This window comes from Streptomyces sp. NPDC055025, from assembly GCF_053608565.1.
The window spans coordinates 78,910-93,264 of the sequence record NZ_JBSGVS010000007.1; the positions used below are offsets into that span (position 1 = coordinate 78,910).

General features: G+C 71.6%; 11 protein-coding genes. 6 read left to right on the top strand and 5 right to left on the bottom strand.

Annotated elements, in window-relative coordinates:
- The first annotated feature begins 56 nt into the window (after positions 1-56).
- On the top strand, positions 57-1,319 hold the full coding sequence (gene fabF, locus ACWGDX_RS06780; RefSeq protein WP_453622921.1) for a beta-ketoacyl-ACP synthase II: 1,263 nt from the start codon (positions 57-59) through the stop codon (positions 1,317-1,319).
- A gap of 154 nt (positions 1,320-1,473) precedes the next feature.
- On the opposite strand, the gene ACWGDX_RS06785 is transcribed toward fabF, so the two are convergent.
- Positions 1,474-2,349, bottom strand: coding sequence for an NAD(P)-dependent oxidoreductase (locus ACWGDX_RS06785; protein ID WP_453622922.1), 876 nt, complete (start codon positions 2,347-2,349; stop codon positions 1,474-1,476).
- Positions 2,350-2,382: 33 nt separating this feature from the next.
- Positions 2,383-2,877, bottom strand: coding sequence for a DUF3145 domain-containing protein (locus tag ACWGDX_RS06790; RefSeq protein ID WP_363082108.1), 495 nt, complete (start codon positions 2,875-2,877; stop codon positions 2,383-2,385).
- Positions 2,878-3,157: 280 nt separating this feature from the next.
- Here ACWGDX_RS06790 and ACWGDX_RS06795 point away from each other — a divergent pair, with 280 nt between their 5' ends.
- Both ACWGDX_RS06795 and ACWGDX_RS06800 read left to right on the top strand, forming a co-directional pair.
- The gene (locus tag ACWGDX_RS06795; RefSeq protein WP_453622925.1) at positions 3,158-4,096 is read left to right on the top strand and encodes an SGNH/GDSL hydrolase family protein; all 939 of its coding nucleotides are present in this window, start codon (positions 3,158-3,160) and stop codon (positions 4,094-4,096) included.
- A gap of 128 nt (positions 4,097-4,224) precedes the next feature.
- Positions 4,225-5,196, top strand: coding sequence for an aldose epimerase family protein (locus tag ACWGDX_RS06800; RefSeq protein ID WP_453622927.1), 972 nt, complete (start codon positions 4,225-4,227; stop codon positions 5,194-5,196).
- Positions 5,197-5,296: 100 nt separating this feature from the next.
- Here the strand turns inward: ACWGDX_RS06800 and ACWGDX_RS06805 are convergent, their stop codons facing one another.
- Positions 5,297-7,789, bottom strand: a complete 2,493-nt coding sequence (locus ACWGDX_RS06805) for a beta-glucosidase (RefSeq protein WP_453622929.1) — start codon at positions 7,787-7,789, stop codon at positions 5,297-5,299.
- Positions 7,790-7,944: 155 nt separating this feature from the next.
- On the opposite strand from ACWGDX_RS06805, the gene ACWGDX_RS06810 reads away from it, so the two are divergent.
- The gene (locus ACWGDX_RS06810) at positions 7,945-8,529 is read left to right on the top strand and encodes a TetR/AcrR family transcriptional regulator (RefSeq protein ID WP_365904657.1); all 585 of its coding nucleotides are present in this window, start codon (positions 7,945-7,947) and stop codon (positions 8,527-8,529) included.
- A gap of 119 nt (positions 8,530-8,648) precedes the next feature.
- Positions 8,649-10,061, top strand: coding sequence for a pyroglutamyl peptidase (locus ACWGDX_RS06815; protein WP_453622931.1), 1,413 nt, complete (start codon positions 8,649-8,651; stop codon positions 10,059-10,061).
- 143 nt (positions 10,062-10,204) lie between these two features.
- Here ACWGDX_RS06815 and ACWGDX_RS06820 read toward each other — a convergent pair whose 3' ends face one another.
- A complete protein-coding gene (locus ACWGDX_RS06820; RefSeq protein ID WP_453622933.1) occupies positions 10,205-11,017 on the bottom strand; it encodes an EI24 domain-containing protein in 813 nt (270 codons plus the stop codon).
- Positions 11,018-11,161: 144 nt separating this feature from the next.
- Between ACWGDX_RS06820 and ACWGDX_RS06825 the strand changes: the two genes are divergently transcribed.
- Positions 11,162-13,762, top strand: coding sequence for a M14 family zinc carboxypeptidase (locus ACWGDX_RS06825; RefSeq protein ID WP_453622935.1), 2,601 nt, complete (start codon positions 11,162-11,164; stop codon positions 13,760-13,762).
- A 110-nt stretch (positions 13,763-13,872) separates the two neighbouring features.
- Here the strand turns inward: ACWGDX_RS06825 and ACWGDX_RS06830 are convergent, their stop codons facing one another.
- Positions 13,873-14,301, bottom strand: a complete 429-nt coding sequence (locus ACWGDX_RS06830) for an organic hydroperoxide resistance protein (protein ID WP_453622937.1) — start codon at positions 14,299-14,301, stop codon at positions 13,873-13,875.
- Positions 14,302-14,355 lie beyond the last annotated feature (54 nt).

Here is a 14,355-nt window from a genome sequence, read left to right on the forward strand (position 1 = left end):
CCCGGTGGTGGCGCCGTAAAAATTCAGCACCCTCTACACGTGGAGAAAGAATTCCAGTGAGCTCGACCAATCGCACCGTGGTCGTCACCGGTATCGGCGCAACCACACCACTGGGTGGCGACAGCGCCTCGACCTGGGAAGGTCTGCTCGCGGGCCGCTCCGGAGTCCGCCCTCTCGAGGGCGAGCGCTATGCCGGCCTGCCGGTCCGTATCGCCGCCGTGGCGGCCGTCGACCCGGGCGATGTACTGCCCCGTCCGCTCGCCCGCAGACTGGACCGCTCGGCGCAGTTCGCGCTGATCGCGGCCAGGGAGGCCTGGGCGGACGCGGGTTACACCGCCAAGGCCGGCGAGGACCCCGCCGTGGACCCCGACCGCCTCGGCACCGTGATCGCCTCCGGCATCGGTGGCGTCACCACCCTGCTCGACCAGTACGACGTGCTGAAGGAGCGCGGCGAGCGCCGTGTCTCCCCGCACACCGTGCCGATGCTGATGCCGAACAGCCCCTCCGCCAACGTCAGTCTGGAAGTGGGCGCCCGCGCGGGCGTGCACACCCCGGTCTCCGCCTGCGCGTCGGGCGCCGAAGCCATCGGTTACGCCGTGGAGATGATCCGTACGGGCCGCGCCGATGTCGTCGTCGCCGGTGGTACGGAGGCGGCCATCCACCCGCTGCCCATCGCCGCGTTCGCCAACATGATGGCGATGTCGAAGAACAACGACGAACCCACCAAGGCCTCCCGCCCCTATGACACGGCCCGTGACGGCTTCGTCCTCGGCGAGGGCGCGGGTGTCGTCGTCCTGGAGTCGGCGGAGCACGCCGCGGCACGCGGCGCGCGGGCCTACTGCGAGGTGCTCGGCCAGGGGCTGTCCTCCGACGCCCATCACATCGCCCAGCCCGAGCCCACCGGCCGCGGTATCGCGAAGGCCATGGAGAATCTGCTGGACAACACGGACCTCAAGCCGTCCGAGGTCATGCACCTCAACGCGCACGCGACCTCCACCCCGCAGGGCGATGTCGCCGAGGTCAAGGCGCTGCGCCGGGTCCTGGGCGAGGATCTGGACCATGTCGCCGTCTCCGCCACGAAGTCGATGACGGGCCATCTGCTGGGCGGCGCGGGCGGTATCGAGACCGTGGCCACGGTTCTCGCGCTGTACCACCGCACGGCGCCGCCGACAATCAATGTGGACGACCTCGACGAAGAGGTCGACGCGGACATCGTGCGCGACGCGCCCCGCGCGCTCCCGAGCGGCACGATCGCGGCGATCAACAACTCGTTCGGCTTCGGCGGCCACAACGTGGTGCTGGCGCTCCGTACGATCTGAACGCGCTGATCACACGGGCGCGTGCGAGGACGCACGCGCCCGTCGCGCCATGCGCGCCCTCGGCCGTCCGGGATGGGGTCCCGGACGGCCCCGGTCAGGTCTCGGACGCCCCCAGGTCAGGCGTCGGAGCTGGGGTCAGACGTCGGAGCTGGGGTCAGGCGTCGAAGCTGGCGAAGTACGTCGCCGCCATGTCCTCGTCACCGTGGCCCTGTGCCGCCGCCCTGCGGAAACGTTCCGCGGCGGCCTCCGCGAGATCCAGCCGTACGCCGTGGGCCTCGCCCGCCTCGACGATCAGACGGGCGTCCTTGCCCGCCGTGGTGACCGTGAAGCTCGGGGTGTAGTCGCCCTTCAGGATCGTGTCGGACTTGGCGTGCAGATAGCCGCAGTCCAGCGCACCGCCGGAGACGGCCTCCAGGAAGTACCGCGGGTCCACGTCCAGCCCCTTGGCCAGCGCGAGCGCCTCGGCCGTGCCCGCGGTGAGGGCCAGTACCCAGCTGTTGCAGACCAGCTTGAGCCGGCTGGCGGCGCCGGTGCCGCCGTCCTCGGACAGCCAGACCGTACGGCTGCCGATGGCGTCGAGCACGGAGGCGAGCGGGGCGCGGGCCTTCTCGGGACCCGCCGCCAGGATCAGCAACTGGCCGCTCTCGGCGGGCGCCCTGGTCCCCAGCACGGGGGCGTCCACGAAGACCAGACCCCGCTCACGGGCCAGATCCGCCATCGGGGCGACCGCCTCGGCTCCGACGGTCGTGGACTGGAGCCAGATGGCGCCGGGGCGCAGACCGGGGCCCGCGGCCGTCATGGCCGCCAGGGCGGCGGGTCCGTCGTACACCATGGTGAGCACCACATCCGCGCCGGTCACGGCCTCGGCGGGGGTCGCGGCGACCCGCGCGCCGTCGGCGACGAGGGCTTCGGCCTTGGCGGGAGTGCGGTTCCAGACACGGACGTCATGTCCGGTGCGGCAGAGGTTACGGGCCATCGCGGCACCCATGATGCCCGTACCGATGACAGCTACTGCGAGTTGATCAGCCATGGGACCACCGTAGGACGCGGCGGTCCCGGCCGCTCACACCACCTGGTGCAACCAGCGGACCGGGGCGCCCTCACCCGCGTACCGGAACGGCTCCAGCTCGTCGTCCCACGGCTTGCCGAGCAGCTTGGCGACCTCCGCCTCCAGCTGGGTCTCGCCCTGCTGGGAGCGTGCCAGCGCGGCGCGCAGCCGGTCCTCGGGGACCATGATGTCGCCGTGCAGACCGGTGACGGCGTGGAAGATTCCCAGGTCGGGTGTGGCGCTGTAGCGCTCGCCCTCGGCGGTGGGACAGGGTTCCGCGGTCACCTCGAAGCGGAGCATCTGCCAGCCGCGCAGCGCGGAGGCGATCTTGGACGCGGTGCCGGCCAGGCCCTTCCAGGAGACTTCCGCCCTCCAGGTGCCCGGCGAGGCGGGCTGGCGGATCCAGTCGAGCTGGACCCGCAGACCGAGTACTCCCGCCACCGCCCATTCGACGTGGGGGCACATCGCGCGCGGTGCGGAGTGAATGTACAGAACTCCACGTGTCGTCACCGGGACCTCCAGTGTGGGACGAGGTTCGCCTTTCCCAGCGGCCTCAGTAAACAGCATCGGGAGTGAAACTCCGCAAAAGGGACAGCATGTGACGTGATGTAATTTACCGGAGCCGAGAGATCAGGGCGCCTCTGGTTCGACGTGGGAAAAGCTACCGTGCGGCGGGGTGCCCGGGGTGACGTACGGTCGGTCCTGGTGCCGATATGCGCGAAGCTTTCACTCGGCAGGACGCCGCCGGATGCCAGACTTCGTCAGAGGAGCCAACGGGGAGGGGCCGTACATGCGCAAGAGCCTTCGGAGTGGCGGTCTGGGGCGTACGGGTCCGCGGCGCCCACGCGCCGGGCTCGCCGCCGTCACGGCCGCCGTGCTCGCCGGGACCGGAGTGCTGGCCGGCTGTGACTCCCTGGGCGGCTCCTCCCCCGACGCCGCGTCGAGAAGCGCCAGTCCGTCCCCGCGCCCCACCCCGGTCTGGGACCGCGCGCCCGCCTCGGTGGCCGCGGTCGGTGACTCGATCACCCGTGGCTTCGACGCCTGTGTGGTGCTGGCGGACTGCCCGGAGGTGTCCTGGTCGACGGGTACGGACATGGAGGTGCGCAGTCTCTCGCTGCGGCTCCTGGGGGCGCCCGCGGTGAGGCAGCGGAGCTGGAACCACGCGGTGACCGGTGCCCGGATGGCCGATCTGCCCGGCCAGATGGCCCAGGCGGCGCAGCACGGACCCGAGCTGGTCACGGTGATGGTGGGCGCCAATGACGCGTGCCGGGACTCGCCGAAGCAGATGACGCCGGTCGAGGACTTCCGTACCTCGTTCGAGGCGTCGATGCGCCAGTTGCGTGCCGGGGCGCCCAAGGCGCAGGTGTATGTGTCGAGCGTGCCGGATCTCAAGCGGCTCTGGTCCACCGGCCGGGGCAATCCGCTGGGCCGGCAGATCTGGAAGCTGGGGATCTGCGCGTCGATGCTCGGGGACTCGCAGGACATGAGCGAGCAGGCGCAGCTCCGCCGGGACATGGTGTACGAGCGGGTGGTGGCCTACAACAAGGTGCTCCAGGAGGTCTGCGCGAAGGATCTGCGCTGCCGGTACGACGGCGGGGCGGTCTTCGACTACCGCTTCACCGGGGAGCAGCTCAGCCACTGGGACTGGTTCCATCCCAGCAAGAACGGACAGAGCCGGCTCGCGGAGATCGCGTACCGCAACATCACCGCGGCGGATCCGCCGGCGTAGGGCGGCGGATCCGTTGGCGTAGGGCAGCGGATCCGTTGGCGTAGGGCAGCGGATCCGTTGGCGTAGGCCGCGCGGAGGGCCGTGGCAGCCCGCGCCGCCCCGGCGTAGGGTGCTTGATCGTGACTGTCATGAGCACGGAGCGCATCGGCGCGGCCCCCGAGGGTACGCCCGTTCATCGCTGGACCCTCGAACGGGCCGGAACCCGGCTGCGTCTGCTGACGTACGGCGGCGTCGTGCAGTCGGTGGAGATTCCCGACCGGGACGGGACCGTCGCCAACGTGGCACTCGGCTTCGCCGATGTCACGGGCTATCTGGGCTCGCGCGGGCCGTATTTCGGGGCGCTGGTCGGGCGGTACGCGAACCGGATCGCGGGCGCGGCCTTCACCCTGGACGGACGGACCCACCGGCTTGTGGCCAATGACGGGCCGAACTGTCTGCACGGCGGTGAGCGCGGCTTCGACCGGCGGGTCTGGGAGGCCGAGCGGGCCGGTGACCACGGGGTGCGGCTGTTCCGGATCAGCCCGGACGGCGAGGAGGGGTTCCCGGGCCGGCTGGATGTCTCCGCGACGTACTCGCTGGACGCGGACGGCGCGCTGCGGATCGAGTACCGCGCGGTGACGGACGCCCCGACACCGGTGAATCTGACCAATCACACCTACTGGAATCTGGGCGGCGCGGGCAGTGGCAGCGCGGCCGGCCACGAACTGCGGATCGCCGCGGGCCGGATCACCCCCGTGGACGCCGCCGCCCTGCCGACCGGGGAGCCGGCGCCGGTCGACGGCACGCGTTTCGACTTCCGCAAGCCGCGCCCGGTGGGCTCCGGTTACGACCACAACTTCGTCCTCGACGGTGACGACCCGGCGGCGGAGCTGTACGACCCGGTCTCGGGCCGGGTGCTGACCATCACCACGACGGAGCCGGGGCTCCAGCTCTACACCGGGGACCACTTCGACGGTGAGCCGTACCGTCCCGGTGACGGGGTGGCGCTGGAGACCCAGCACTTCCCGGACTCCCCGAACCGTCCCGAGTTCCCGGGCACCGTGCTGCGGCCGGGCGAGGTGTTCCGCTCGACGACGGTCTACCGGTTCGCCGTCCGATAGACGGATCGGACCGTCCTGGTGGACGGCTCGGACCCGTCCACCGGGCGGGTCCGCCTCCGGGGCGGCGCGGGGTCAGGCCACGCGCGCCCCGGAGGCTGTCTCACTCCCCGGGGTGTGCCGCCACGGTGGCGGTCAGCCTGCGGTCCGCGACCGAGCGGCCCGCCTGGACCTCGTAGTCACCGGGGACGAACGACCAGGCGCCCGTCTCCTCGTCCCAGATCTCGAAGGCCCTGCGCCGCAGCGGGATCCGTACCTCCACGGTCTCGCCGGGGCCCGCCTCGACGGTGGCGAAGCCCGCCAGCCAGCGCGCGGGGCGCTCCACGCCGCCGGCGGCGGAGGTGCCGGCCACGGGCGCCAGATAGACCTGGACGACCTCACGGCCCGCGCGGACACCGGTGTTGCGCAGCCGCACCCGGGCGTCGCCGGTGGTGGCGGCGATCGTCTCGTACTCCCAGTCGGTGTAGCCGAGCCCGTGGCCGAAGGGGTACGCGGGAGCCGTCCCCGCGCGCTCCCAGGCCCGGTAGCCGATGAACAGGCCCTCGGTGTAGTGGAGTTCACCGCTCTCGGGTGTCGTCGCCGAGACCGGGGCGTCGGCCAGGACGGCCGGCCAGGTGGTGGGCAGCCGGCCGCCCGGCTCCTCGGCGCCGAGCAGGACGTCGGCGAGGGCGGCGCCGCCCTCCTGGCCGGGGAACCAGCTCAGCAGGATCGCGGCCACCGAGTCGCGCCAGGGCAGCTCCACCGGGGAGCCGGTGTTGACGACCACCACGGTGTTCGGATTGACCGCCGCAACAGCCCGTACGAGATCGTCCTGGCGGCCGGGGAGCTTCAGGTCCTTCCGGTCGAAGCCCTCGGACTCGACGCGCTCGGTGGTGGCGACCACGACGACGGCGGTGTCCGCGCCGCGCGCGGCCTCGACCGCCTCGGCGATCAGCTCGTCGGGGTCATGGCGCGGGCCGAGGTGGAGCAGGGAGAAGGCGACGGCCCTGATCGGGGCGTCCGGGACCTTGTGGACGGTGTGGAGGAGGGAGATCCCGACGCGCTCGCCCTCGGTCAGCTCGGCGTGCGCGCGCTCCACCGGGCCGCCGAAGAACTCCTCGAACGGGTCGGAGGCCGGTTTCGGCTCCTCCCTGCCGTCGAAGAGGACCTCGCCGCCGACGGTGAGGACGAAGCCGCCGAGACCGCGGGTGCCGAAGGAGTGCCTCCCGCTCTCGCGAGGGGTGAAGGAGCCGGTCAGCTCGACGGTGTGCAGCTCGTCGTGGGTGACCCCGTCGGGCAGGTCGCTGCCCGCCCACTGCACCCGGCCGCCCGGTACGGTGGCGGTCCCCAGGATCCGCCCGTCCGCCGCGCGGCAGAGAGCGGTCAGCTCGAATCCCCGGTCGGCGGCGGCGAGTTCCTCACTGGGGTCGGCGCCGATCGAGTAGGTCAGGGCGCCCGCGGGAAGGGCCGCGGTGAGACCGTCGAGCGGTGGGACGACATGGTCGGGGAAGACCACGGCGGAGCCGCCGCCGAGGATACGGGCGTCACGGGCGGCCGCGCCGATGAGCGCGACCGTACCGGTCCTCGCCGGGTCGAGGGGCAGCGCGGGCCGGCCGTCCCGTACCTCGTTGCGTACGAGGACGAACGAGCGGCGGGCGATCTCACGGGCCAGCGCGTCGCCGTCCACCGGCGCGGGGAGTTCGCCGACGGCCGGCGGGGCGCCGTCGAGGATGCCGACACGGGCGGCGAGCAGCAGCACGCGCCGTACGGCCTCGTCGACGGCGGACTCCTCCACCTCGCCCGCGCGTACGGCCGCGACGAGCGCCTCGCCGTAGACCGTCCTCGGTCCCGGCATCGCGACATCGAGACCGCCGAGGAGCGTGCCCACGGTGGAGCGCGCGGCCAGCCAGTCGGAGACGATGAAGCCGTCGAAGCCCCACTCGCCGCGCAGGACCTCGTTCTGGAGATAGCGGTGTTCGGTCATGGTCGAGCCGTTGACCTGGTTGTACGCGGCCATGATGCCCCAGGGGTGGGCATTGGCCACGATGGCCTCGAACGGGGCGAGATACAGCTCGCGCAACGGGCGCGGGGCGACGATGTTGTCGACGGTGAAGCGGTCGGTCTCGGCGTCATTGGCCACGAAGTGCTTGACGGTGGTGCCGACCCCGCCGTCCTGGACGCCCCTGACATATCCGGTGCCGATCTCGCCGGTGAGATACGGGTCCTCGCTGTACGCCTCGAAATGGCGCCCGCCGAGCGGCGAGCGGTGCAGATTGACGGTGGGCGCCAGCAGCACATGGACCCCCTTGCGGCGGGCCTCCTGCGCGAGCAGCCGGCCGGCCCGGCGGGCCAGCCCGGGGTCCCAGGAGGCGGCGAGCGCGGTCGGCGACGGCAGGGCGACGGACGGGTCGTCGGCGGTCCAGCGGACGCCCCGGACCCCGATGGGGCCGTCGGACATCACCAGGGAGGCCAGCCCGATCTCGGGGAGCGCGGGCAGGGACCACATGTCCTGCCCGGCCAGCAGCCGGGCCTTGGCGGCCAGATCCAGTTTGCCCAGCGCCGCCTCGACAGCGGCGTTGCGGGCCTGATCGGCCCGGGTGTTGGATGCGCCTGCCATGGCCGTACCTCCTCGTCGAGTACCGGTGAATATCGAGTACCGGTGAATGGTGACATGGTGGCCCCATTATCTGTAGATGAGTAGATTACGTTATCCATTCGTTACGCGAGGGGGATCGCGGGTGACGGTGGACGGAGCGGAAAGGAATCCGGCCGATGGCGAGAGCCAGAAGCGAGGAGCGGCGGGCGGAGATCCTCCGCGCCACCCTCGAAGTGATCGCCGAGCGCGGCTACCGGGGTATCACCCTGGGCGCGGTGGCCGAGCGGGTCGGTCTCACCCAGCAGGGACTGCTCCACTACTTCCGCACCAAGGAGGCGCTGCTCGTCGCCGTCCTGGAGGAGCGCGACCAGTGGGACACGGGCGGCGGGGGCGGCGGCCGGCAGGGCTGGCGGCTGGAGCTGCTGACCTCGCTGGTCGAGTACAACGCGATGCGCCCGGGGATCGTGCAGACCTTCTCGGCGCTGCTCGGCGAGAGCGTCACGGAGGATCATCCGGCCAGGGAGTTCTTCACCCACCGCTACGAGCAGGTCCGGGGCGAGATGGCAGACGTGCTGCGCGACGAGTTCGGCGACCGGCTGCCGGGCGGGCTCACCCCGGAGCGGGCCGCGCCGCTGCTGACCGCCGTGATGGACGGACTCCAGTACCAGTGGCTGCTGGACCCGGAGTCGGTGGACATGCCGGCGGCGTTCCGCGACTTTCTGGCGCTGCTGCGCCCGGAAGGCCCGGGGCCGCGCGACTGACCGGGCGCGCGCAACTGACTGGTCGGCAAGGGGAGTTGCGGCCGGTCAGGCGCCATGGTCAGAAGACCGGTACGGAGGCGATACTTCCGCCACCCGACGGAAGGACTCCCGTGAGACTCATGAGGCACATGAGCCGGACAGGTGTACGCATAGGGATACGCGGACGGATCCGCCCGGAGCTGACCGGACTCGTACTGCTCACCGCCACCGCTCTCACCCTGGCCGCGCCGCCGCCGCTCGCCGGCGCCCGGCCGGTCCCGGCCGCCGGGACCGCCACGGCGCCCACCGCCGCGACCCCCACCGTGGAGGAGCAGCGTCTCGACCGGGCCGTGCCGCAGGAGATCCTGCGGCGCAGCGGTTTCGACGGGGTGGCGCCGGAGTTCGTACGGTCACTGCGCCACGCGGACTCCTACGCCGAGGCGGAGCGGACCGTCGTACGGCAGGGGGCGCGGCTGTGGCAGCGGGCGGTGGACCGGGCGCAGGGACGCGGTCCCGCCGGCGGTGATCTGAGCCGGGACGACGACCGGCCGCTGTACTGGGCGCGGCTCGCGATGACCCGCGAACTGCGCTCGTGGGAGCCGGGGTTCGGGCTCTCCGAGAGCGCGCGCTCGGCTCTGCTCGGCGCGCTGGAGCGCTCCTCGCGCGGCCAGGACTCGCTGGATTTCCCCGGCGGGAAGGCGGACGGGGCCAAGGGCCGGGACAGGAACGAGGACAAGGACAGGGGCAGGGGCAGCGGTGAGGGCAAGGCCGGGAGCGAGGGCAAGGGCCGACAGGGCGTCAAGCGGATCGTGATGACCGGGTTCGACCCGTTCACCCTGGACAGCGACATCCGGATCAGCAATCCGTCGGGAGCGACGGCGCTCGCCCTGGACGGCACCGTCATCAGGACCGCCGACGGACCGGCCCGTATCGAGACCGCCGTCTTCCCGGTCCGCTGGGCGGACTTCGCCGACGGCACGGTGGAGCGGGCCCTGCGCGGTCCGCTGTCCAAGGCCGATCTGTTCACCACGGTGAGCCAGGGCCGGGTGGGCCGGATCGATGTCGAGCGGTTCAACGGCGCCTGGCGCGGCGGGTTCGGGGACAACGCCAATGTCTCCGAGACCGGGCTCGTGCCGGTGAGCGACCCGGCCTCGCAGCCGCAGTGGACGGTGACCAGCCTCCCGTACGCCGCGATCACGGCGGCGGCGACCGGACGGTTCCCGGTGTACGACAACACCTCGGTGACCGAGATCCCGGCGGGTGCGACGGCTCCGGTGGTACGGCCCGCCGGACCGACGCCCGGTTCCGCGGCCCGCGCGGGCGGCGGCGGGGACTATCTCTCCAACGAGATCGCCTACCGGGCGACGCTGCTGCGCGACCGGCTCGGTCTGGAGATCCCGGGCGGCCATGTCCACACGCCAGTCCTCCAGTTCGGGGCCGGGAACACCAATCCCGCGACCGGGACGGTGACCGATCCCCAGTTCGTCCAGAACCGGCTGGACATCATCGCCCAGATCAAGGCGATCATCACGGTGGCCGCCGAGTCCTCCTGACGGCGCCCGACCCGCTCCTGACCGGCGCCCGACCGGCGGACCGGGCGGTCCAGGACAGGGCCCCCCGGCCCGCCTGGACCGCGCGGAGGCCTCATGGCCTGCCAGGCCGGCTCCCAGGCTCGCGAAGTCCGGCCGGACCGGGCCTACTTGTCGAGGGTGAGCGGTGCGCCCGTCCGGGGCGCACCCTCGCCGCTCGCTCCGCCGTCCGACGCATCCTCCGGCGCCGGCGCCAGCTCGCGGGCCATCAGCGTGGCCCCGGCCACCGCGCCCGGCATCAGGAACACCGCCACGACCGGTACGAGAAAGGCGAGCGTCAGCGGCACGCCGAAGCCGAGGGCCAGCATCCGGCGGCCCCGGAGCAGGGTCAGACGCTCCTTCAGCTCGATACCGCGCCGCTGGAGCGCCACCGCCGTCAGCTCCTCCGTCAGGAAGAAGCCGGACACACAGAAGCCGAGCACGGGGATCACGGTCTGCCCGATGACCGGGATGAAGCCGAGCGCGAAGAGCAGGACGCCGTAGAGCGTCACCCGTACCAGGATCCGCAGGCTGTCCCGGGCGGAGATCAGCAGCTCGCGCCAGAGCGGCAGGCCCGACTCGGGGACCTCGCCGCCCTCGGCGCGGTCGACCGCCTCCGAGAGCGACTCGTAGAAGGGCTGGCCGATCAGCAGGGTCACCGCCGTGAAGGTGATGACCGCGAGAAAGAGACCGAGCGCGAAGACGAGCGCGGTCAGAAAGCCGCGGAAGAGACCGAGCCAGGGTGAGGACCAGTCGTCGGCGAACGGAGTCGCCCAGGCGGTGAGATCGTCGGCGCCGTAGAAGAGCGCGACGAGCGCGCCCGCGTAGAGCACCAGCGTGACCAGACCGGGCAGCAGCCCGAACCCGAACCACCGGCCATGGCCCACGACCCAGCGCTGGCCCTTCATCAAATAGCCGAAGCCGGCCCCGAGATCATGCATGAGGTTCACCCTACCCACGACATGGACACCCTCTTGTCGTTCGGTCGCACACCCTGTAAACCCTGCTTACCGATCACTGTCGATCGATTGCTAATACCACCGATCACTTCTGATCATTTCCGAAAGCTCGGAGGGTACAGACGCATGGGGATACCCAGACCTGTCCTGCTGACCACCGCCGTTACGGCCGGTGCTCTGCTGCTCGCCCCGCTCCCCGCCACCGCCGCTCCCGGGCGTGACGCCCAAGGGTCGCACCCCGTGAGGGAGAACGGCGGCCCGGCCTCCGTGGCCGCCGTCGAGACCGCCGCCGCCACCGGGAAGTCCTCCGGCGCCGCGCTCACCGCGCTCACCGCCCTCGGCACACCTGGTCCCACGCCGCGCAAGGACGGCGGCTACCCGCGCCGTACGGTCCTCGACACCACGCCCGAGAACCCGGCCGACAAAGCGATCAAGCTCGGTCTGGCCCCGTACCACTCCCTGGCTCCCCGGCTCAACGCCCTCCAGAAGCAGGGCGACCGGGTCAGCGTCGAGGTCACGGGCCGCTCCGCCGGCGGACACGAGCTGTATCTCGTCACCGTCACCGCGCCCGAGAGCGCGCACGAGGCGCGCGAGCAGGAGCGGATGCGCGAGCTGATCGAGGACTCCCCCGCGTCCGCCGCCAAGGACCGCCGGATCAAGTCCGCCTACAAGACACCGGTGTTCATCAACAACAACATCCACGGCAACGAGTGGGAGGGCACCGACGCCGCCCTGAAGCTCATCGAGGAGCTGGCGAAGGCGAAGGACGGCAGGACCCGCGATCTGCTCGCCGGGAACCGGATCTACCTCAATGTGACCGCCAATCCGGACGGCCGGATCGCCGGTACCCGCGCCAACGGCAACAACTTCGATCTGAACCGGGACTTCATCACCGGCTCGCAGCCCGAGACGCGCGCCATGCGGCAGATCGCCATCGACAAGCAGCCCGCCGTGATGCTCGATCTGCACGGCTATGTCAACGGCACCCTGATCGAGCCGACGACCCCGCCGCACGGTGAGAACTACGAGTACGACCTCTTCCTGAAGAACACCTACGCCAACGCCCTCGGTATGGAGAAGGCGGTGAACGATCTGGGCTACACCTCCGCGAAGGACGGTGTGGAGCCGCCCGTCATCCCCTTCCGTGACCAGCAGGAGGGCTGGGACGACTGGCCGCCGATCTTCACCCCGCAGTACATGGCGTTCCAGGGCGCGGTGGCCTCGCACACCGTCGAGATCCCGATGCGGGTCAACAACGCCTCGTACGACTCCCTGCCCGTCGAGGAGCTGCGCCGGCGGTCCGCGATCAACACGGACATCGCGGGCGCGGCGATGCGCGCGACCCTCGACTACGCGTACCGCAACCGCACTTCGCTGATCGCCGACCAGATCGAGACATTCCGGCGGGGCGCGGCGGGCGAGGCCCAGCGGCCGGTCTCCGAGCAGACCGTGCCGGGTGTGCCGGGCATCGGCCCGGAGGACGTGTACACGACGGAGTTCCCCCGGGCGTATGTGATCCCGGCGGGCGAGGGGCAGCGCTCCGCGACCGCGGCGGCCCGGCTGGTGGACCATCTCATCGCCAACGACGTACGGGTCGAGCGGGCGTCGGCCGGCTTCCGGCTGGCGGGACGCTCGTATCCGGCGGGCTCGTATGTCGTCGACATGCACCAGTCCAAGCGCGGGATCGCCAATGTGATCCTGTCCGAGGGACGGGACATCAGCGCCGATGTCTCCACCATGTACGACATCTCGGGGTGGAGCCTCGGGCTGCTGTGGGGCGCGAGCGTGGACAAGGTGCGGAACGTCAGTGGCGGACTGCGGCTGCACAGCCGTACGGTCCACGCCGCCGCGCCCACCGGCTCGGTCGCGGGCGGCAGCCGGGGCCACGGTGATCTGCGGCTGCGCCTGGACGACCCCAAGGAGCTGACCGCTCTCAACTCCCTGCTGGCGCGGGGAGTGAACGTACGGCGGGCGGCGGACGGTTCCGCGATCGTGCCCTCCTCGGCGCGCCGTCAGGCCGTCGTGCTGGCCGACCGGTACGGCGTGGTCTTCACCGCCACGAAGGAGAAGGGGTCCGGTTCGCCGCACCGTACGCGGGTCGCCGCCGCCGTGACGCCCGGTGAGCTGTTCGGTCTGCGCGAGATGGGCTTCGAGGTGGTGCCGGTCTCGACCGCGGTCCTGAACGCGGGCTTCGACTGGTCCGCCGCCGATGTGCTCTACGTCTCCTCGGGGCTTTCGTACACCGGTCTCGACCCGGCCGCGCGCGAGGCTCTGAACGGATTCCTGGCCGGGGGCGGGGGAGTCGTCGGACTCGGTTCGGCGGGTGCCTCCTTCAACACGGCGGCGGGTCTGCTGGCCGCCAGGGCCGTGGCGGGCAACGGTGACGCCAACGGTGTGGTGCGGGTGGCCAACGCGGGCGGTCCGATCACCGGCGGCGCCCTCGCGCACACCTTTGTCTACTCGCCTCGGTGGTTCACCGACCTGGGGCCAGGGGTGCGGGCCGACCAGTCGTACGGCACCGGCAATCCGCTGGTCTCGGGCCACTGGCGCGCGAACGGAAGCGGTACGGGCGGGCCCACGGACGCGGCGGGCAAGGCCTCGATCGTGAGCGGGACGTCCGCGCAGGGCGCGCCGGTCGTGCTGTTCGGCACCGAGCCGCTCTTCCGCGACCACCCCAAGGGAGTGTTCGCGCAGCTCGGCCGCGCGCTGCTCGCCTCGGCGAAGTAGTCGCGCAGTACCTGGCGCAGAGAGCCCGAGGGCCGGACCCGCGCGGGTCCGGCCCTCGGTCGTTCAGGTCGTGCGTCGCGTGTTCAGGTCGTACGTCGCGCGCTGTGCGATCAGGCGACCGACAGCTCGACCTTGATGTTGCCGCGGGTCGCGTTGGAGTAGGGGCACACCTGGTGCGCCTTCTCCAGCAGGTCCTTGGCGGTGGCCTCGTCGACGTTCGGGATGGACGCCGTCAGCACGACCTCCAGACCGAAGCCACCGGCCTCCGTCTTGCCGATGCCGACCTTGGCGGTCACCGTCGAACCGGAGATGTCGGCCTTCTCCCTGCGGGCGACCACACCGAGCGCACCCTGGAAGCAGGCGCTGTACCCGGCGGCGAAGAGCTGCTCCGGGTTGGTCCCGGCGCCGCTGCCACCCATCTCCTTGGGCGGGTTGACGACGACGTCGAGCTTGCCGTCGTCGCTGGAGACGCGGCCGTCACGGCCGTTCTCCGCGGTGGCGACGGCGGTGTAGAGGACATCGATCTTCTGGATGCTCATACGGTGCGTTCCTCCTGTTGTACGCCGCGGCTCGCGCCCACGGACCACGGCGGT

Excerpts from the sequence above, each read along its gene's own strand:
- ACWGDX_RS06785 (WP_453622922.1), bottom strand. The coding sequence starts at position 2,349 with ATGGCTGATCAACTCGCAGTAGCTGTCATCGGTACGGGCATCATGGGT.
- ACWGDX_RS06795 (WP_453622925.1), top strand. The coding sequence starts at position 3,158 with ATGCGCAAGAGCCTTCGGAGTGGCGGTCTGGGGCGTACGGGTCCGCGG.
- ACWGDX_RS06800 (WP_453622927.1), top strand. The coding sequence starts at position 4,225 with ATGAGCACGGAGCGCATCGGCGCGGCCCCCGAGGGTACGCCCGTTCAT.
- ACWGDX_RS06805 (WP_453622929.1), bottom strand. The coding sequence starts at position 7,789 with ATGGCAGGCGCATCCAACACCCGGGCCGATCAGGCCCGCAACGCCGCT.
- ACWGDX_RS06810 (WP_365904657.1), top strand. The coding sequence starts at position 7,945 with ATGGCGAGAGCCAGAAGCGAGGAGCGGCGGGCGGAGATCCTCCGCGCC.
- ACWGDX_RS06815 (WP_453622931.1), top strand. The coding sequence starts at position 8,649 with ATGAGGCACATGAGCCGGACAGGTGTACGCATAGGGATACGCGGACGG.
- ACWGDX_RS06820 (WP_453622933.1), bottom strand. The coding sequence starts at position 11,017 with ATGCATGATCTCGGGGCCGGCTTCGGCTATTTGATGAAGGGCCAGCGC.
- ACWGDX_RS06825 (WP_453622935.1), top strand. The coding sequence starts at position 11,162 with ATGGGGATACCCAGACCTGTCCTGCTGACCACCGCCGTTACGGCCGGT.
- ACWGDX_RS06830 (WP_453622937.1), bottom strand. The coding sequence starts at position 14,301 with ATGAGCATCCAGAAGATCGATGTCCTCTACACCGCCGTCGCCACCGCG.